The sequence below is a fragment of the Halochromatium sp. NSM3 genome (assembly GCF_059621085.1).
Map to the genome: position 1 here is coordinate 94,898 of NZ_JCAQIA010000002.1, position 17,151 is coordinate 112,048.

The 17,151-nt window shown below is 65.0% G+C and carries 21 protein-coding genes; 9 read left to right on the plus strand and 12 right to left on the minus strand.

From position 1 onward, the window contains the following. Positions 1-116: 116 nt before the first annotated feature. The 12 genes from ptsP to kdsC form a co-directional block, all read right to left on the minus strand. Positions 117-1,865 carry a phosphoenolpyruvate--protein phosphotransferase gene (gene ptsP / locus AC54T3_RS01605; RefSeq protein WP_496621782.1) on the minus strand — a complete coding sequence of 583 codons (1,749 nt, stop codon included), beginning with the start codon at positions 1,863-1,865 and terminating at the stop codon, positions 117-119. Then, complete coding sequence (locus tag AC54T3_RS01610) at positions 1,862-2,131, minus strand: HPr family phosphocarrier protein (RefSeq protein ID WP_496621887.1); 270 nt, start codon at positions 2,129-2,131, stop codon at positions 1,862-1,864. Before AC54T3_RS01610 ends, ptsP begins: the two co-directional genes overlap by 4 nt. Next, positions 2,121-2,528 carry a PTS sugar transporter subunit IIA gene (locus AC54T3_RS01615; protein WP_496621783.1) on the minus strand — a complete coding sequence of 136 codons (408 nt, stop codon included), beginning with the start codon at positions 2,526-2,528 and terminating at the stop codon, positions 2,121-2,123. The genes AC54T3_RS01610 and AC54T3_RS01615 overlap by 11 nt, the downstream gene beginning before the upstream one ends. Further along, positions 2,525-3,391 carry an RNase adapter RapZ gene (rapZ, locus tag AC54T3_RS01620; RefSeq protein WP_496621784.1) on the minus strand — a complete coding sequence of 289 codons (867 nt, stop codon included), beginning with the start codon at positions 3,389-3,391 and terminating at the stop codon, positions 2,525-2,527. The genes AC54T3_RS01615 and rapZ overlap by 4 nt, the downstream gene beginning before the upstream one ends. A gap of 40 nt (positions 3,392-3,431) precedes the next feature. Continuing rightward, positions 3,432-4,412, minus strand: a complete 981-nt coding sequence (gene hprK / locus AC54T3_RS01625) for an HPr(Ser) kinase/phosphatase (RefSeq protein WP_496621785.1) — start codon at positions 4,410-4,412, stop codon at positions 3,432-3,434. Between the two features lie 26 nt (positions 4,413-4,438). Beyond that, positions 4,439-4,885: a PTS sugar transporter subunit IIA gene (locus tag AC54T3_RS01630; protein ID WP_496621786.1), complete on the minus strand. Its 447-nt coding sequence runs from the start codon at positions 4,883-4,885 to the stop codon at positions 4,439-4,441. 126 nt (positions 4,886-5,011) lie between these two features. Then, positions 5,012-5,389 carry a ribosome hibernation-promoting factor, HPF/YfiA family gene (gene hpf / locus AC54T3_RS01635; protein WP_496621787.1) on the minus strand — a complete coding sequence of 126 codons (378 nt, stop codon included), beginning with the start codon at positions 5,387-5,389 and terminating at the stop codon, positions 5,012-5,014. 52 nt (positions 5,390-5,441) lie between these two features. Further along, positions 5,442-6,929 (minus strand): RNA polymerase factor sigma-54, encoded by a 1,488-nt coding sequence (locus tag AC54T3_RS01640; protein WP_496621789.1) that lies wholly within the window; start codon positions 6,927-6,929, stop codon positions 5,442-5,444. A gap of 80 nt (positions 6,930-7,009) precedes the next feature. Further along, on the minus strand, positions 7,010-7,735 hold the full coding sequence (gene lptB / locus AC54T3_RS01645; RefSeq protein ID WP_496621889.1) for an LPS export ABC transporter ATP-binding protein: 726 nt from the start codon (positions 7,733-7,735) through the stop codon (positions 7,010-7,012). Continuing rightward, positions 7,735-8,316 carry a lipopolysaccharide transport periplasmic protein LptA gene (gene lptA, locus AC54T3_RS01650; RefSeq protein ID WP_496621790.1) on the minus strand — a complete coding sequence of 194 codons (582 nt, stop codon included), beginning with the start codon at positions 8,314-8,316 and terminating at the stop codon, positions 7,735-7,737. Before lptA ends, lptB begins: the two co-directional genes overlap by 1 nt. A gap of 10 nt (positions 8,317-8,326) precedes the next feature. Beyond that, the gene (lptC, locus tag AC54T3_RS01655; RefSeq protein ID WP_496621792.1) at positions 8,327-8,962 is read right to left on the minus strand and encodes an LPS export ABC transporter periplasmic protein LptC; all 636 of its coding nucleotides are present in this window, start codon (positions 8,960-8,962) and stop codon (positions 8,327-8,329) included. Next, positions 8,943-9,491 (minus strand): 3-deoxy-manno-octulosonate-8-phosphatase KdsC, encoded by a 549-nt coding sequence (kdsC, locus tag AC54T3_RS01660; protein WP_496621794.1) that lies wholly within the window; start codon positions 9,489-9,491, stop codon positions 8,943-8,945. Before kdsC ends, lptC begins: the two co-directional genes overlap by 20 nt. A 56-nt stretch (positions 9,492-9,547) precedes the next feature. On the opposite strand from kdsC, the gene AC54T3_RS01665 reads away from it, so the two are divergent. From AC54T3_RS01665 to hisD, 9 genes are all read left to right on the plus strand, one after another. Beyond that, on the plus strand, positions 9,548-10,249 hold the full coding sequence (locus AC54T3_RS01665; RefSeq protein ID WP_496621796.1) for a DUF72 domain-containing protein: 702 nt from the start codon (positions 9,548-9,550) through the stop codon (positions 10,247-10,249). A gap of 192 nt (positions 10,250-10,441) precedes the next feature. After that, positions 10,442-11,314, plus strand: coding sequence for an ABC transporter ATP-binding protein (locus tag AC54T3_RS01670; RefSeq protein WP_496621798.1), 873 nt, complete (start codon positions 10,442-10,444; stop codon positions 11,312-11,314). Positions 11,315-11,323: 9 nt separating this feature from the next. Further along, entirely contained in the window at positions 11,324-12,103 is a 780-nt protein-coding gene (gene mlaE / locus AC54T3_RS01675; protein WP_496621800.1) for a lipid asymmetry maintenance ABC transporter permease subunit MlaE, read from the plus strand. 4 nt (positions 12,104-12,107) lie between these two features. Then, on the plus strand, positions 12,108-12,578 hold the full coding sequence (gene mlaD / locus AC54T3_RS01680; protein ID WP_496621801.1) for an outer membrane lipid asymmetry maintenance protein MlaD: 471 nt from the start codon (positions 12,108-12,110) through the stop codon (positions 12,576-12,578). Then, positions 12,575-13,177 (plus strand): MlaC/ttg2D family ABC transporter substrate-binding protein, encoded by a 603-nt coding sequence (locus AC54T3_RS01685; protein WP_496621803.1) that lies wholly within the window; start codon positions 12,575-12,577, stop codon positions 13,175-13,177. The genes mlaD and AC54T3_RS01685 overlap by 4 nt, the downstream gene beginning before the upstream one ends. A 142-nt stretch (positions 13,178-13,319) precedes the next feature. Then, positions 13,320-13,598: an STAS domain-containing protein gene (locus AC54T3_RS01690; protein WP_496621890.1), complete on the plus strand. Its 279-nt coding sequence runs from the start codon at positions 13,320-13,322 to the stop codon at positions 13,596-13,598. A gap of 8 nt (positions 13,599-13,606) precedes the next feature. Beyond that, positions 13,607-14,863, plus strand: coding sequence for a UDP-N-acetylglucosamine 1-carboxyvinyltransferase (murA, locus tag AC54T3_RS01695; RefSeq protein WP_496621804.1), 1,257 nt, complete (start codon positions 13,607-13,609; stop codon positions 14,861-14,863). A gap of 82 nt (positions 14,864-14,945) precedes the next feature. Continuing rightward, complete coding sequence (hisG, locus tag AC54T3_RS01700) at positions 14,946-15,599, plus strand: ATP phosphoribosyltransferase (protein ID WP_496621805.1); 654 nt, start codon at positions 14,946-14,948, stop codon at positions 15,597-15,599. A gap of 200 nt (positions 15,600-15,799) precedes the next feature. Continuing rightward, a complete protein-coding gene (gene hisD / locus AC54T3_RS01705) occupies positions 15,800-17,125 on the plus strand; it encodes a histidinol dehydrogenase (protein WP_496621806.1) in 1,326 nt (441 codons plus the stop codon). Positions 17,126-17,151: the final 26 nt, after the last annotated feature.

Sequence of the window (17,151 nt, forward strand, 5' to 3'; positions counted from 1 at the left end):
CGAAAATGGCCTCCGGCCTCGCTGAAGGAATGCGGCATCAGCGCCGCAGTCAGCTTGCCAGTGTAGCCAGGAAAGGGGTCGCGCCGCGAGCCGCGATGCGGGCAGAGCCCGATGGCCTAGTCGTTCACGACCTCGTTGACGGCCTCCAGGATCTGCGCGGGGGTCAGATCGTCGAGCCGGTCGAGGAGCTGCTCCATGCGCGTGCTGACGCGACCGACATCGCAGTTGCGCACCATCTCCTTGACCTCGAGCAGCGAGGCCGGCTGCATGCTCATCTCACGCAGACCGAGACCGAGCAACACCGAGGTGTAGTGCGGATCGCCGGCCATCTCACCGCACATGCTGACCCGGGTACGCGACTCGGCGGCGCGCATCAGGGTGATGCGAATCAGCCGCAGCACGGCTGGATGCAGGGGCTCGTAGAGATAGTTGACGGTATCGTCGACACGATCGATGGCCAGTGTGTACTGGATCAGGTCATTGGTGCCGATGGAGAGGAAGTCAACCCGTTTCGCGATGCCACCGGCACAGAGCGCGGCGGCCGGCACCTCGATCATCGCGCCAACCGGCATCAAGGGATCGAACGGCAGGCCTTGGCGACGCAGGGTGCGCCGGGTCTCGGCGATCATCCCGAGCACCGTCTCGACCTCGGCGATCGACGAGATCATCGGCAGCATCAGGCGCACCGGGCCATGCGCCGAGGCGCGCAGGATGGCGCGCAGCTGGGGCACGAACAGCGACGGTTCACGCAGGCAGAGCCGGATCGCCCGCAGCCCGAGCGCTGGATTGGTGAGGTTGGTGGCCGCCCCGGTGAGTCCATCGACCTGCTTGTCCATGCCCAGATCGAGGGTGCGAATGGTGAGCGGGATGCCATCCAGTCCCCGCACCACATCGAGATAGGTGGCCAGGTGTTCTTCTTCATCCGGCAACCCAATGCGATTCATGTAGAGGAATTCGGTGCGGTAGAGACCGACCCCGGAGGCACCGCTGGAGCGGACCGTGTCCACGTCCTCAGGCAGCTCCAGGTTGGCCAATAACACCACCGGCACCCCGTCGCGGCTCGTCGAGGGCTCGCGCACCAGCTCGCGCAGCCGATGCCGACGCTGATCGGCACTGATCAGACGCTGACGATAATGGGCAAGGATGCCCTCGTCGGCGCCAGCCAGCACGGTGCCACTCTCGGCATTGACCACCAACAGCTCATCCTGGCGCAATAGATGGGTGGCGTTATGCACCCCCATGATGGCCGGGATATCAAGACTGCGCGCGAGGATCGCGGTGTGCGACATCGGCCCGCCGTGCTCGATGACGAAGGCGCCAATCCCGCGATGGCGCAGCAGGATGGTGTCCGCTGGCGTCAGATCATCGGCGACGATGACTCGATCCTTGAGGTCACTCGCCGAGAGCGACTGAGCCGGCGGCTCGCCACTGAGAAACATCTGAATCTGGCGCACCACATGGTCGACGTCATCCCGCCTGGTGCGCAAATAGGCATCGCCCATGGCATCGAACACCTCGATCAGGGTGTCGCGCTGAATCTGCAGGGCCCAGCTCGCGTTGATGCTGCGCTCGCGAATCAGCGCCTTGGTCGCATCCACCAGGGCCGAGTCCGTGAGCATCATCAGATGGGCATCGATGAACTCGGCAATATGCACCGGCGTCGAGTCGGGGATCTGGCGGCGCACCGACTCGAGATGCTGTTGTGCGCATTCCAGCGCATCGTCGAGTCGCCGCACCTCGGCGTCGATCCGATCGCGCTCGATCTCTTCGGTGACCACGGTCGGCTCGCGTCCGAACAGGTAGGCACGGCCGATCGCGACCGGCCGCGAGCCACTGACACCGACCCCGAGCAAGGCCGTGGTCATTCCCCTTCTCCAAAGCAATCGGCCACCAGGGCCTCCAGCGCATCGGCGGCCTGCTCGGCATCCGGCCCGTCCAGCTCGACCGTGATGCGCGTGCCGCAGGCGGCGGCCAACATCATCACGCCCATGATGCTCTTACCGTTCACCCGCCGGCCCTGGCGTTCGACCTGGACTTGGCTTTGAAACGCGCTCGCGCAGGTCACGAACTTGGCCGCCGCGCGCGCATGCAGGCCAAGGCGATTGATGATATCGAGTTCTCTACGGACCATCATTGGATTCCTGGGTACAGCCGAGCACACCGTCGCGCCCCCCGCTCAAGGCCTTGTCGGCAAGTGCCGACAGCTCGAGGTCGCCATAGTTGAGCACACGCACCAACATCGGCAGGTTGACCCCGCTCAGCACGCGCACATCGCGACGGCGGCGCAGCGCATCGGTCACATTCGCCGGCGTCGAACCATACAAATCCGTCAACACAAGCAGCCCGCCGCCATCATCCAGGCGCTCGGCGCATTGCCGGATCTGGAGGCGCAACTGGTCTGGATCATCCTGTTCATGGACGTCAATCGCAAGCGCCGCCAGCGGGCAGCGTCCGAACATGCGGGTTGCGGTCTCCAGCAATTCCGCACCGATCCGGTTATGCGTGATGAGCAAGACAGCAACGCTCATCCGAGCTCCCGATGGCGGACCAAGACCTGATGGCCTTGCCCTTCGAAGTGCCGCTGTAAGGCGTTCACCATGAACACCGAACGATGCCGCCCCCCGGTGCAGCCGACGCCGATGGTCAAATAACTCCGGCCATCGTTCTCAAAGCTCGGCACCCAGCGATCGAGGAAATCGATGAGATCCTCGCGCATCCGAATCGCCTCGGGCGAGCCTTCGAGGAAGTCCGCCACCTCCGGGTCCAGGCCCGTCAGCGGTCGCAACTCGGGCTGCCAATGCGGATTCGGCAGGCAACGCACGTCGAAGACGAAATCCACCGCCGCCGGGATGCCATTCTTGAACCCGAACGACTGCAGCAACAGCGGCGCCCGCACTCGACCCTTGCGATTGAGGTTCTCGCGGATCAGCTCGCGCAGCTCATGCACATTGGTGTAGGAGGTATCGATCTGGGTCGTCGCCGTGCGGCGCAGCGGCTCGAGCAGGCGCCGCTCAAGCTCGATCGCCTCGGCAAGCGGACGCTCGGCATCGGTGAGCGGATGCTTGCGCCGGGTCTCACTGAAACGCGTGACCAGGGTCGGCGTATCGGCATCGAGAAAGATGACCCGAATCCTGATCCCCTTCGCCTCGAGTGCCTTGACCACGCCAGGAACCTGCTCAAGCAATTCGGGACCACTGCGCGCATCGATGCCAATCGCGGTACCGCCGCGGCCATCGCCGCCCTCGGGGCGGGTCTCCTTGAGCCCGAGCGCGAGATCATGCAGCAGAAACAGCGGCAGATTGTCGATGCAGACATAGCCGATATCCTCGAGCGTACGCAGCGCGACGCTCTTGCCGGCCCCCGAGAGACCACTAACGATAATCAGCTCCATAACACCCTCGCGGAAGCCGGCGGCGACCGCGTCGGACGCGCTATTCGGCGGATGGGTTTGGCGTCGTGCATGGGGTGGCCTCATCAATGGAACGGGCTTGTCGCTCGATCAGATCAGCGCTGGCATCATACCCGCGCAGGCGCAGGATCTGATGACGAACAGCGGTCTCCAACAAGACAGCAAGATTGCGCCCCGGGGCGACGGGAAGCGTGATCTCGGGGATCGCAACCCCGAGGATGGTGCGCGAGGTGAGACTGCCGTGCAGCCGGTCCATGCGTGCCAGCGCCTCGCCATCGAGGGAGCGCATGTTGACGATCAAGCTCAACTGCTCGGCTTGCTGAACCGCCCCCTCGCCAAACATCGCCCGCACATTGAGCACGCCGAGTCCGCGCACCTCGAGGAAATCGCGCAACAGCTCGGGACAACTGCCCTGCAAGGTCTCCGGGCCGATGCGCGCCATCTCCGGCGCGTCGTCCGCGATCAGCCGATGCCCCCCGCGCACCACCATCTCGAGCGCGAGTTCGCTCTTGCCGACACCGGGGTCGCCCACCAACAGCACCCCCATGCCCAGCACCTCGAGGAAGACCCCGTGCAAGGTGGTGCGCTCGGCCAGGGCATAGGTCAGGAAATACTGGAGCCGATCGACGATCTCCTCCTCGGAGGTCGGCGACGCCAAGAGCGGCGTACCCGAGCGCTTAGCGTGCGCCAGAAAATGCGCCGGAGGCTCGATGTCCTGAGCGAAGATTACCGCCGCCGGGCGCGCGGCAAACAGGCGCTCAATCGTCTCGCGCGCGGACGCCTGACTCAGATCCTCGAGATGGTGCATCTCGGCGAGCCCCAGCACCTGCAGGCGGTTTGGATGGATGCAGTTCAGCGAGCCGACGAGACTCTGCGCGGCGCCGCCTGGCAGATCGTCGCTGACCAGCGCCAGTGGCTGCGTGGGCATGGGGGTCAGCCAACGCAGGCGCAGGCGCGGTCCAAGCTGCGCGACCAACCCTTGGAGCGTATCGACGGGTGGCATCGGCGTGAACGGATTCAGCGCTGACCTCAGCGCCGCAGCAAGGCCAGCACGGTGCTGGCGTCATTCGCCTCGCGCAAGGCCGCGCGCAAGCGTGGATCACTGAAGCGCTCGGCCAACCCGGCCAAGAGGCTGAGATGGGCCTCGGTCGCCGCTTCCGGGACCAGCAGACCAAAGGCGAGATCGACCGGCCGATCATCCGGCGCGTCGAAGCCCACCGCCTGATCGAGCTGGACGAAGGCGCCCACGGCATCGTCGATACCGGCGATGCGCGCATGCGGTAGCGCGACCCCCTCGCCCAACCCCGTACTGCCGAGCCGTTCACGCTCATTGAGCAGGTCGAAGACCGCAGACGGGGAACAGTGCGGACCTACCGGCGCCAAGAGTTCGGCCAAGGATTCCAGCAACCGCTTCTTACTCGTGACCTCGACACGACAGCGGATACGTGGCTCTGTGATTAACGTCAGGGGAAGCATCAACTGTTGCTCCAAAAGGAATCGGAGTCGCGCGCCATCGACAGGCGCCTCTGCCGTTCAGATAAAAAAAGAGGCCGGAGCCGACCAGCGCGCGTCGGACTCCGGCACCGGCGTCCAGGCGCTCGCTTAGTGCAGCGGCTCCCGCTCGTCGTCGAGTTCGTCGCCAGGCTCGCCGCTGACGGTTTCACCCTCGGCCTGCGTCTTGGTCGATGCGCCGCGATGACTCTGGCGCTTTTCCTTGTACTTCAGGACCTGGCGATCGAGTTTGTCGATCAGCCCATCGATGGCTGCGTACATATCCTCGTGAACCGCATCGGCGAAGACATCGGCCCCATTCATGTGGATGCGGGCCTCGGCCTTCTGCCGCAGTTTCTCGACACTGAGGATCACATGCACTTTGATCACATGATCGAAGTGGCGTTCCAAGCGCTCGAATTTGCTGTCGACGTAGCCCTTCAGCGGCTCGGTGATATCGACATGATGACCCGTCAGGTTGATTTGCATAGTGTCACTCCTGGGTTTGCAAGCGCACCGTAGCGGCACGTGACGCTGACCGCTACAGGCGCTTGCGCTCGTTCGAGGGTGGGATACCCATGGCCTCGCGGTATTTAGCGACGGTACGGCGCGCGACATTGATGCCCTGTTCGGACAGGATGCCGGCGATCTTGCTGTCGCTCAGTGGTTTGTTGGCCGCCTCGGCGGCGACCAGTTTGCGGATGAAGGCACGGATGGCGGTGGACGAGCATTCGCCCCCCGCAGCGGTGCCGACATGGCTGGAAAAGAAGTACTTGAACTCGAGCGTACCACGTGGGGTGTGCATATACTTCTGAGTGGTCACGCGCGAGACGGTTGACTCATGCAGTTCAAGCGACTCCGCAACGTCTCTCAGGATCAGCGGACGCATCGCCTCTTCGCCGTACTCGAAGAAATCGTGCTGCAGCTCGACGATCTTGGCCGCCACCCTCAGCACGGTGTCGTTGCGGCTCAACAGGCTCTTGATGAACCAACGGGCCTCCTGCAGATGCGTCTTGAGGCAGGTATTCTCGGCGCCATTATCGGCGCGTCGAATCAGCTTCACATAGTCCTCGTTCACTCGCAGTTTAGGCTGCGTGTCGGGATTGAGTTCGACCTGCCAACTGCCGGCGCGCTTGCGCACCAGCACATCGGGGATGACGTAGTCCGGACGATGCTCGCTCATCAAGGCCCCGGGCCTTGGTTGCAAGGAGCGAATCAGCGCCAGGGCGCGTCCAAGTTCCAGGTCCGAGAGCTTGGTATGGCGGCGCAGCTCATCGAGATCGTTGCGCGACAGCGCATCGAACAGTTTCTCGCAGATCATCAGCGCGCCGGCCCGATGCGGGGTCTCTGCGGGGAGCTGGCGCAGTTGCAGCAACAGGCACTCGCGCGGATCGCGGGCGCCGATGCCGGGCGGATCGAGGGCCTGGACGGCGTGCAAGACCGCTTCGATCTCATCGCGTTCGAGATCCTCGAGATCCAGCGTCTCCAGAAGCTCGGCGGGATCGAGCCGGAGGTAGCCATCGGCATCAATGGCATCGATCAGCGCCTCGGCGATCAGTCGGTCGCGCGCCCCGAGATGGCCCAGATTGAGCTGCCATTCGAGGTGGTCGTGCAGCGTCTGCGGCCGCGACTGCTGGGCGAACAGGTCGACCTCATTGCCCGAGCCGACCCCGGCCGAGGCCGAAGGACCGGCATACTGCTCGCTGGCTTCGCTGTCGTAGGTATCGCTCCAATCGCTGTCGAGCGGCAGATCATTGGGCAGCGCATTCGACTCGGCCGGAACCTCGGCGTCAACCGCAGCATCGGCCTCATGGCGCTGGCGTTCGCTCTCCTCGCGGGTCTCGGCGGGCGCGCCCTCGCGCTCGGTCTCGCCCTCGTCTGCCGACTCCAGCATCAGATTGGACTCGAGCGCATCCTGGATCTCGCGCTGCAGGTCGAGCGTGGAGAGCTGCAGCAGCTTGATCGCCTGCTGGAGCTGCGGCGTCATGGTCAACTGCTGACCAAGACGGAGCTGGATGCTTTGCTTCATGCCGAGCGTTGATACGAGTGCGAAAGGCTTGATGGAACCTTGAAGTCTAGTCGAAAAGCCTGCTCGACGGCCAAGGTGCTTTACAGCCGAAAATGTTCACCGAGATACACGGCCCGCACCTGCGGGTCCTGCAGCAACGCGGCGGGAGCGCCGGCGGCAATCACCTCGCCGGCGTTGATGATGTACGCCCGGTCGCAAATATCCAGCGTCTCGCGGACGTTATGGTCGGTGATGAGCACGCCGATGCGCCGATCGCGCAAATGGCCGATGATGCCTTTGATATCGCCCACCGCGATCGGATCGACGCCGGCGAAGGGCTCGTCGAGCAGCATGATCTTGGGCTCGAGCGCCAGCGCGCGGGCGATCTCGAGGCGTCGGCGCTCGCCTCCGGAGAGGCTCAGCGCGAGCGAATCGGCAACATGGCTGATGCCCAGTTCATCGAGCAGCTCGTCACAGCGCTGGCGATGATCCTCGCGACTGCTCTCGGCGCGCATCTCCAACACCGCCATCAGATTATCGCGCGCCTTGAGTTTGCGAAAGACCGAGGGTTCCTGGGCCAGATAACTCAGCCCCCGCTGCGCGCGGGCGTGCATGGGCCGATGCGTGATGTCCTCGCCGTCGAGGAGGATGCGTCCGGCGTCGGCGCTGACCAGGCCGACGATCATATAAAAGCTCGTGGTCTTGCCCGCGCCGTTCGGCCCCAGCAGGCCCACCACTTCGCCGGCGTCGACACTGAGGTCGACACCATTGACCACGGCCCGCCGCCGATAGGTCTTGGCCAGCGCGCGCGCCTCGAGGGTCGGCATCATTGCGCGGGCGCCGGCTCGGGCGTGGATTCGGGCTCGAGCCGAATCTTGACCCGCTCATAGCCTTGGGCGCTCATGCCTGCGGTCACGCGCTCGGTGATGCGGTTGTAGACGATGCGGTCGCTGGCGAAACGGTCTTTCGCTTGGATCAGCACCGCCTCATCGATCAGGGTCAGCTCTTCACGCTCGGCCTCGTACTCCATCCGCAAGGCCTGCCCGGTCACCTCGTCCGGGTCATCATCCAAGCGCTGACGATAGCGGACCGGTTGGCCGATGGCGATGATCTTCTTGATCCGGCGGTCAGACTCGTGATGCACCAGCATCTCGTCGGCCTGAATGCGCAGACTGCCTTGGGTGACCTCGACGTTGCCGATGTACAGGCTGGTCAATTGCTTTTCGTCAAACTCGGCGGCATCGGCCTCGATATACATCGGCTGATACTGATCGTCCTCGAGCGCCCACGCGGGCGTCGCGGCCCAGAGCATCAGGCCGAGCGGCGCCAGCCCGAACAGCAAAAGCTCGAGCAGCATAAGCTCAAGCAGCGCAAACAAGCGGGATGCGCGTTGGCGCTGTTGATTCATCGCGTTCACCTCAACCAGCATCATCATCGTTACCCCGCCCCATCCGATCAGCATCCATCCGAGCACCATCCGCCTGCGTATCATCCATCCGCGCGCGCACAGCCCCGAACAACTGGATACGCGTCTCGCCACCAAGCCAGGCCCGCAAACCCTGGCTTGCGCTCAGCCGGTCATGCTCGCGTTCAACCTCGACATAACGCGCGGTTTCGGCGTAGTCGACCTCGGGTAACACCAACAGCTCGCTGGTGCGAAGCTCGATCGGCGCCGACTGTGCCGTTGCCGCTCGCTGCAGTCGCACGTCCTGCTCGAGCAGCACCTCGTCACCGCGCGCATTGATCCATGCTCGCACCGAGCGGGCGTGCCAGCGCAGGGCCGCAGCGTCGAACAGCCTCAGCACCGGCTCATCCAACTCGCTGCTGTCGTCATCAGGGTAGTGGCGAAGACGCACCGCGTCGAGACGCCGATCGGGCAGCCCCTCGGCATCGAGCGTCACCACGCTGAGCCCTTCGACGATGTAGTCTGGACGGCGCTCACCATCGCGCCCCGGCGCCTTGCTGGCGTCGTCTGCCCATTGCAGCCACAATGCCGCGCTGCCGAGCGCGAGCAAGAGCACGGCTAGGCTGAGTTCACGCCTGGTCAGGAACATCGGGGCGCGCGGCATAGCGCTGCAAGAGCGCATCGAGCTTGCCTTGCGCGGCCAGTAATCCCTCGCAGACCTCGCGCACGGCACCGCGTCCGCCAGGCAAGCGCGTCTGCCAATGGCAATGCGCCTTGACCAGCGGATGCGCATCGGCCACGGCCACGGCCAGACCGACCTGGCGCATCACCGGCACATCGACCACATCGTCGCCGACATAGGCCATCTGGGCATGCTCAAGCCCGCAGGCGGCGCGCAACGCCGTGTAGGCTGGAGCCTTGTCGCACTGTCCTTGGTAGACATGCGCCACGCCGAGGCTCTCCATGCGGATGCGCACCACCTCGGAGCGCCGCCCGGTGATCACCGCCATCGCGATACCGGCCTCGCGCAGCATCGTCATGCCATGACCGTCGCGCGAATGGAACGCCTTGTATTCCTGGCCATCATCGCCGAGGTAGAGACTGCCGTCGGTCATCACTCCGTCGACATCGAAGATCACGAGTTCGATCGCCCTTGCGCGCGTGTTGAAGTCGGTCATGTGCTTCTGGCTCCCCCGAGTACCCTCGTGCCCACTCTCCGGCCTATGATACGCGCATGAGCAACGCAACGATGGTGACCGCGCGCGGCTGGTGGGATTTGGCCGATCGCGCCACATTCTACCCGGACGACTTGCCCGAGGATTGGCAGCTGACCTATTTCGCCAACTGTTTTCGTACCACCCTGCTGCCATCCTCGGTCTGGAGCCTGAGCGATGCCTCGCAGGTCGCACAATGGCGCGATGAGGTGCCAGCGGGATTCCGCTTCGTCGCCGAGCAGCCGCGCGCACGGTTGACCGCGCATCCGACTGCTCGATCGACCGCTCCTGCTCGTTCGACACAGGCCGAACCGCCGCTCCAGGCCGCCATCCTCGGGCAGTTGCTCGAACCAAAGCTCGCAGCCTGGCTCGAGCCGGTAGCGTCTCCGCCACGCGTCCCGGCCGACGCCGGCGAGCCTGCGGCCGGCAAGCCCGCAGTGGAGGCCTGGTTTCGCTACCTTGGCCCTGGCTCGGATGCAGGCGCGGACCCGGATTCCGGCTCAGGCTCGAACGCGGGCGAGCCCAACGCCGCCCGCGAACGCTATGCCGTGCAAGCGCCGAGCGCGCTCCACCAAGACCTCCGGGGCGCTAAGCACTGGCTGAGCGCACTGATCCAGCACCATGGCCACGCACCGAGCCTGATTATCCTGGCGCAACCGACCAGCAACAGCCTCAGCGCCTGGCAAGAGCTGCTGGAACTGCTCGGGCTGAGCCAGCGGTGAACCAGCGCTGAGCCTAATCCGCCCTCATCTAGATCAGCTGGGAGCTGGCTTCTCGGCCAGACATGGAACCAGCGCTGGATCAGACAGGCAGAGACCCGTCAGCCAGTAAAGCCGCCTCGTCCTTGACGCTGTGCGGGGAGGTCGCGAGAATGCCCCGCTTTGGATCGCAGCCCGCACAGGGATCAACCATCGATGGAACCAGCTCTGTCCAAGCCCGCAGCCGAGCCAAAGGCAGCGGCCATGGCCACCGACGCCACGCCGGGCGAGGCGCTCGTGCGCGTGCGTGGTCTGCGCTTTTATCATGCCGAGCACTGCATCTTCGACGGCATCGATCTCGAGATCCGGCGCGGAATGGTAACTGCCATCATGGGCCCAAGCGGGACCGGCAAGACCACCCTGCTGAAACTGATCAGCGGGCAGTTGCAGCCAGACGCCGGCGAGATCGAGGTCGATGGACACGCGATCCAGTCACTCAGTCGCGCCGATCTCTATCGGCTGCGCACCCGCATGGGCATGCTGTTTCAAAGCGGTGCCTTGCTCACCGACCTGAGCGTGTTCGAGAACGTGGCCTTCCCCATCCGCGAGCACGCCAAGCTGCCGGAATCCGTGCTGCGCAAACTGGTGCTGATCAAGCTCGAGTCGGTTGGATTGCGTGGGGCTGCAGCCTTGATGCCGAGTCAGCTCTCCGGCGGCATGGCGCGCCGGGTCGCGCTAGCGCGGGCGATCGCGCTGGACCCGATGATGATCATGTACGACGAGCCCTTCACCGGCCAGGATCCGATTTCCAAGGGCGTGCTGGTCTCGCTGATCCGGCAACTGAACGATGCCAGCGGCATGACCAGCATCATCGTCAGTCACGATGTGGCTGATACCGCCAGCATTGCCGATTACCTGTACATCATCGCCAATGGCAAGATCATGGCCCAAGGCACCCCGCAACAGGTGGCGGCCAGCGAGTCGGCCTGGGTGCGGCAATTCATGGATGGCGAGCCCGATGGGCCCGTGCACTATCATTACCCGGCTGCGGCGCTGGAGCAGGATCTGCTCCAGGATGCCATCCATTGAGCGCCCCTCGTGCTTGACGTATTAGCGAGTCTAGGACGCGCGGGGCTCTCGATACTGGCCAGCCTCGGCCGCGCTCACCTACTGCTGGCGGGCATCCTGGGCGGCTTGCCGTCGATGCTGATCCGCCCGCGTCTGCTGCTGGCGCAACTCTATGGCATCGGCGTGCTCTCGCTGCTCATCATCGTCGTCTCCGGCCTGTTCGTCGGCATGGTGTTGAGCCTCCAAGGCCACTATGTGCTGTCACAGTTCGGCGCCGCCGAGAGTCTGGGGGTCATGGTCGCCGCCTCACTGGTGCGCGAGCTGGGGCCGGTGGTCACGGCGCTCCTGTTCGCCGGCCGCGCCGGGTCGGCATTGACCGCCGAGATCGGCCTGATGAAGGCCACCGAGCAGCTCTCTGGTCTGGAGATGATGGCCGTCGATCCGATCAAGCGTGTACTCACGCCGCGTTTTTTCGGCGGGCTGATCTCGATGCCGCTGCTGGCGGCGATGTTCAGCGCGGTCGGCGTCCTCGGCGGCTGGTTCGTCGGCGTTGGCCTACTCGGTGTTGACGACGGCGCCTTCTGGGGGCAGATGCAGAACAAGATCGACTTTGAAGAGGATGTCATCAACGGCGTCATCAAAAGTCTGGTCTTCGGCCTCGTCGTCACCTGGATCGCGCTCTACGAGGGCTACGATGCCACGCCGACCTCGGCCGGTGTCAGCCGTGCCACCACCCGCACCGTGGTGCAATCGGCGCTGGCGGTGCTGGGGGTCGATTTCATTCTCACCGCATTGATGTTTGGAGGCTGAAGCCATGGCGCGTATCCGTCTGAGCGAGATCCTGGTCGGTGCCTTCATGGCGCTTGGCTTCGTCGCGCTGTTTTTCCTGGCCATGCGGGTCAGCAACCTGAGCACGGCGACGACCGGCGAGGGCTATACCCTCAAGGCCCACTTCGACAACATCGGCAGCTTGCGCGTGCGCGCGCCGGTGAGCATGTCCGGTGTCAGACTGGGCCGGGTCGAGGCCATCGATTTCGATCAAGAGACCTATCAAGCGGTGGTGACGCTGCGCATCGCCGAGCGCTACGATCAGATCCCCAGCGATACCTTCGCCAACATCTTCACCGCCGGCCTGCTCGGCGAGCAGTACATCGGCCTCGACCCCGGCGGCAGCCCCGACATGCTGACGGATGGCGATCGCATCGAATTCACCCAGTCGGCCTTGGTGCTGGAACAGATGATCGGACAATTTCTTTTGAGTAAAGCGGAGGAAGGTGGCGAATGAGAACACTCCTGATCGCCGGCATCCTGCTGCTGGCAAGTCCATTCGGCGCCATCGGCGCCGAGCAGTCGGCAACCGAGCTGGTCGAGCAGACGGCCAGCAAGATGATTGGCGCGCTGGAGAACCGGCGCACCGAAATAGAGCGCAAGCCGCAACTGATCAACGAGCTGGTCGACAGCATCCTGGCCCCGCACTTCGACTTCGAGCAGATGACCCGGCTCGCGGTCGGCCGCGCCTGGCGGGACGCGAGCCCCGAGCAGCAGGGGGCCCTCATCGAGCACTTCCGCAATCTGCTAGTGCGCACCTACGCCAAGTCGCTCATGAAGTACTCGGGCCAGGACATCGTCTACGAAGCCGCGCGCCCCGGCACCCGCTCAGGCACCGTCGTAGTGCCGACCGAAGTGCGCGAATCCGGCTCGAGCGCCATCCCGATCGACTACTCCATGCTCGAGCGCGGCAGCAGTTGGAAGGTCTATGACGTGGTCATCGACGGGGTGAGCATGATCTCGAACTATCGCAGTCAATTTCGCTCCACCATCGCCAGTTCGGGGATCGATGGGCTGATCGAGCAACTGCGGGCCAAGACCGCGCGTGGTGCCTGAGCCCTTGCCTGCTCGCAATGGCTCAGGCGCGGCGGCCAACAGCGCGACAGCCGAGCAAGGCACGGCGGCCAACCAAGCGGCGGAACTGCTCGAGCTTGGCGCCGGCCAATTCAGGCTCCAAGGCCCTCTTGACCTCGGCACAATGCCCGACCTCGCGCGACAGGGCCAGCGGCTGTTCAAACGCTTGCGCCACGGCTTGCGCCACGACAGGGCGAGCCAGCCCCAACACCTCGAGATCGACCTTGGCGGTGTCGAGCGCAGCAGCAGTGCCGCGATTGCGCTCTTGCTCGACTGGGTCGCACAGGCCCAGCACGCCGGCTTCGGGCTCAGGTTTGCGAACTGGCCGGATGCCCTGAGGCGCATCGCCATCTTCTCTAACGTCGACGGTTTGCTCGGCATCGAGACGGATCAGCATGGATAAGCGTCAGTATGGATAAACTCTTGATCACCGGCGGACCGCATCTCGAGGGCGATGTCCGCGCCTCGGGCGCCAAGAACGCCGCTCTGCCGATCATGGCCGCGACCCTGCTCGCCGATGGGGTCTGCACGCTCTCGAACGTGCCACATCTGCGTGATATCACCACCACTATGGAACTGCTCGGGCGCCTCGGCGTGCAGTTGACGGTGGACGAGCGCATGGGCATCCAGGCCGACGCGCGTCAAGTGACCAGCGTCGAGGCCCCCTACGAACTGGTCAAGACCATGCGCGCCTCGATCCTGGTGCTCGGCCCTCTGCTGGCCCGCTTTGGCGAGGCCAATGTCTCGCTCCCCGGTGGCTGCGCGATCGGCGCGCGGCCGGTGAATCTGCATCTCGAGGGCCTGCGCGCGATGGGCGCCGAGATCCAGGTCGAGAACGGCTATGTGCATGCACGCGCCAAACGCCTGCGCGGCGCGCGCTATGTGATGGACATGGTCACCGTCACCGGCACCGAGAACCTGATGATGGCCGCCGCCCTCGCCGAGGGCGAAACCGTGCTCGAGAACGCCGCGCGCGAGCCCGAGGTGGTAGACCTGGCGCGGTTCTTGACCCAAATGGGCGCACGCATCCAGGGCGCTGGCACCGACAGCATCCACATCCAGGGCGTCAAGCGCCTCCACGGCACCGACTACAGGGTGCTGCCGGATCGCATCGAGACCGGCACCTACCTGGTCGCCGCAGCGATGACCGGCGGGCGCGTGCGCGTGCAAGGCACCCGCGCCGATCTGCTCGAAGCGGTGCTGATGAAGCTGCGCGAGGCTGGCGCGCGCGTCGCGGTCGGCGCGGACTGGATCGAACTCGACATGCAAGGCCGGCGGCCACGCGCGGTGGACATCCAGACCGCGCCGCATCCGGCTTTCCCGACCGATATGCAGGCCCAGTTCTGTGCCCTCAACAGCATCGCCGAGGGCAGCGCCATGGTGAAGGAGACGGTGTTCGAGAACCGCTTCATGCACGCGCTGGAGATGCAGCGCATGGGCGCCGATATCCGCATTGAGGGCAATGTCGCGATCTGTCGCGGCGTCGAGCGCCTGACCGCCGCGCCGGTGATGGCCACCGACCTGCGCGCCTCGGCCAGCTTGGTGCTCGCCGGCCTGGTCGCCGAAGGCGATACACTGATCGATCGCATCTACCATATCGATCGCGGCTACGACAATATCGAGGAAAAGCTGGCCGCGCTCGGTGCCCTGATCCGGCGCGTGCATTGATTCGCCTTGACCCGAGCTGCACTGCGCCCTGCCCCTTCCTGAACCCTCCTGACCTGTCCTGCTGCCGAGAGCGACCGCATCTATGTCCGACGATCAAAGGCTCACCATCGCGCTCTCCAAGGGGCGTATCTTCGAGCAGACGCTGCCGCTGCTCGAGGCCGCCGGACTCCGAGCGACCGAGGACCCGGAGACCAGCCGAAAGCTGATCCTGGACACCAATGACCCGCGCGTGAAGCTGGTGATTATCCGCGCCAGCGACGTGCCCACCTATGTCCAGTACGGTGCCGCCGATCTCGGCGTGGCCGGCAAGGATGTGCTGCTCGAGCATGGTGGCGAGGGGCTCTATGAGCCGCTCGATCTGCGCATCGCGCGTTGCCGCCTGATGGTCGCCGGCCGGCCCGATGCCGCGCTGGTGCCACCGCCAGCGCGCGGACGGCTGCGCATCGCCACCAAGTACGTCCGCAGCGCTGAACGACATTTCGCCGCCAAGGGGCAGCAGGTCGAGATCATCAAGCTCTATGGCTCGATGGAACTTGCGCCGCTGGTGGGACTTTCGGATCTGATCGTCGACCTAGTCGAGAGCGGCAACACGCTCAAGGCCAATGGGCTGGTGCCGCTCGAGCACATCGGCGACATCAGCTCGCGCTTGATCGTCAACAAGGCCTCCTGGAAGATGAAGCATGAACGCATCGCCGGCTTGGTCGAGGCGCTGCGCGGCGCTGTCGCGAGCGCCTAACGCAACCGACTGGCGCACCCGATTTTGGCTCAATCGACTGGCGCGTCCGGTTGGCTCAACCGCTTGGGGCTTCTAACTGGCGCACCTGGCCGATTGGCGCAACCGACTCGCGCCCAATCCCGCGTTCGGCTCATCCACGACCTGGCTGCACTTTTTGCATTGCCATTCATCGTTTTCGCACCTCAGCGTCTCGCATCGCCATGACCCAGATCGCTCGCCCCAACATCGCCCGCTTGCGCACCTCCGATTCGGATTTCGACGCCCGCCTCGACGCCCTGCTCGCCTGGGAGTCGGTCTCGGATGCGGGCGTCAAGCAGACCGTCGAAACGATCATCGCCGACATCCGCGAGCGCGGTGACGCCGCGCTGATCGAGTACACCGCGCGTTTCGATCATTGGCAACCGCAGGACGCAGCGGCGCTCGAGCTGGACCAGGAACGTTTGAGCGCGGCATTGCAGGCGATCCCGAGCGCTCAACGCGAGGCACTGGAAGCCGCCGCCGTGCGCATCCGCGCCTATGCCGAGCATCAGCGCCTGCAGAGCTGGCAGTTCGTCGAGGCCGATGGCACCCTACTCGGCCAGAAGGTGACCCCGCTCGATCGGGTCGGACTCTATGTCCCTGGCGGCAAGGCGGCCTATCCCTCCTCCGTGCTGATGAACGCCCTTCCAGCCAAGGTTGCCGGCGTGCCAGAGCTAGTGATGGTGGTACCAACGCCTGGTGGCGAACTCAATGAGCTAGTGCTGGCCGCAGCCGCCATCGCCGGGGTCGATCGCGTCTTCGCCGTCGGCGGTGCGCAAGCGGTCGCCGCGCTCGCCTACGGCACCGAGACGGTTCCGGCCTGCGACAAGATCGTCGGCCCCGGCAACATCTATGTCGCCACCGCCAAGCGCGCGGTATTCGGCCAGGTCGGTATCGACATGGTCGCCGGCCCGTCCGAGATCCTGATCCTCTGCGATGGCGAGACCGACCCGGACTGGATCGCGATGGACCTATTCTCGCAGGCCGAGCACGACGAGGACGCCCAATCGATCCTGATCGCCTGGGATGCCGAGTATCTGGACCGGGTCACCGCGAGTATCGAGCGGCTACTGCCGCAGATGGAACGCTGCGAGATCATCGCGCAGGCCCTGAGCGCACGCGGCGCCCTGATCCTCGCCCGCGATCAGGACGAGGCCGCTGCGGTTGCCAACCGTATCGCACCCGAGCATCTGGAACTCTCGGTCGCCGAGCCCGAGGCCCTCGCCGAGAAGATCCGCCATGCCGGCGCCATCTTCATGGGCCGCTACACCGCCGAGGCGCTTGGCGACTATTGCGCCGGGCCGAATCATGTGCTGCCGACCTCGCGCACCGCGCGCTTCTCATCGCCGCTCGGCGTCTACGACTTCCAGAAGCGCTCGAGCCTGATCATGGCCTCGGCGGCCGGCGCCGCCGCGCTCGCCGACACCGCATCGGCCCTCGCGCGCGGCGAGGGGCTAACGGCCCACGCGCGCTCGGCCGAGTATCGAGGCACCGGTGAAAAACAATGAAATCACTGGCGAAGCACAAGCGGCAC

What these genes read in the sequence shown, in the direction of transcription:
- ptsP (WP_496621782.1), bottom strand. Translation starts at nt 1,865, where the DNA reads ATGACCACGGCCTTGCTCGGGGTCGGTGTCAGTGGCTCGCGGCCGGTC.
- AC54T3_RS01610 (WP_496621887.1), bottom strand. Translation starts at nt 2,131, where the DNA reads ATGGTCCGTAGAGAACTCGATATCATCAATCGCCTTGGCCTGCATGCG.
- AC54T3_RS01615 (WP_496621783.1), bottom strand. Translation starts at nt 2,528, where the DNA reads ATGAGCGTTGCTGTCTTGCTCATCACGCATAACCGGATCGGTGCGGAA.
- rapZ (WP_496621784.1), bottom strand. Translation starts at nt 3,391, where the DNA reads ATGGAGCTGATTATCGTTAGTGGTCTCTCGGGGGCCGGCAAGAGCGTC.
- hprK (WP_496621785.1), bottom strand. Translation starts at nt 4,412, where the DNA reads ATGCCACCCGTCGATACGCTCCAAGGGTTGGTCGCGCAGCTTGGACCG.
- AC54T3_RS01630 (WP_496621786.1), bottom strand. Translation starts at nt 4,885, where the DNA reads ATGCTTCCCCTGACGTTAATCACAGAGCCACGTATCCGCTGTCGTGTC.
- hpf (WP_496621787.1), bottom strand. Translation starts at nt 5,389, where the DNA reads ATGCAAATCAACCTGACGGGTCATCATGTCGATATCACCGAGCCGCTG.
- AC54T3_RS01640 (WP_496621789.1), bottom strand. Translation starts at nt 6,929, where the DNA reads ATGAAGCAAAGCATCCAGCTCCGTCTTGGTCAGCAGTTGACCATGACG.
- lptB (WP_496621889.1), bottom strand. Translation starts at nt 7,735, where the DNA reads ATGCCGACCCTCGAGGCGCGCGCGCTGGCCAAGACCTATCGGCGGCGG.
- lptA (WP_496621790.1), bottom strand. Translation starts at nt 8,316, where the DNA reads ATGAATCAACAGCGCCAACGCGCATCCCGCTTGTTTGCGCTGCTTGAG.
- lptC (WP_496621792.1), bottom strand. Translation starts at nt 8,962, where the DNA reads ATGTTCCTGACCAGGCGTGAACTCAGCCTAGCCGTGCTCTTGCTCGCG.
- kdsC (WP_496621794.1), bottom strand. Translation starts at nt 9,491, where the DNA reads ATGACCGACTTCAACACGCGCGCAAGGGCGATCGAACTCGTGATCTTC.
- AC54T3_RS01665 (WP_496621796.1), top strand. Translation starts at nt 9,548, where the DNA reads ATGAGCAACGCAACGATGGTGACCGCGCGCGGCTGGTGGGATTTGGCC.
- AC54T3_RS01670 (WP_496621798.1), top strand. Translation starts at nt 10,442, where the DNA reads ATGGAACCAGCTCTGTCCAAGCCCGCAGCCGAGCCAAAGGCAGCGGCC.
- mlaD (WP_496621801.1), top strand. Translation starts at nt 12,108, where the DNA reads ATGGCGCGTATCCGTCTGAGCGAGATCCTGGTCGGTGCCTTCATGGCG.
- AC54T3_RS01685 (WP_496621803.1), top strand. Translation starts at nt 12,575, where the DNA reads ATGAGAACACTCCTGATCGCCGGCATCCTGCTGCTGGCAAGTCCATTC.
- AC54T3_RS01690 (WP_496621890.1), top strand. Translation starts at nt 13,320, where the DNA reads ATGCCCGACCTCGCGCGACAGGGCCAGCGGCTGTTCAAACGCTTGCGC.
- murA (WP_496621804.1), top strand. Translation starts at nt 13,607, where the DNA reads ATGGATAAACTCTTGATCACCGGCGGACCGCATCTCGAGGGCGATGTC.
- hisG (WP_496621805.1), top strand. Translation starts at nt 14,946, where the DNA reads ATGTCCGACGATCAAAGGCTCACCATCGCGCTCTCCAAGGGGCGTATC.
- hisD (WP_496621806.1), top strand. Translation starts at nt 15,800, where the DNA reads ATGACCCAGATCGCTCGCCCCAACATCGCCCGCTTGCGCACCTCCGAT.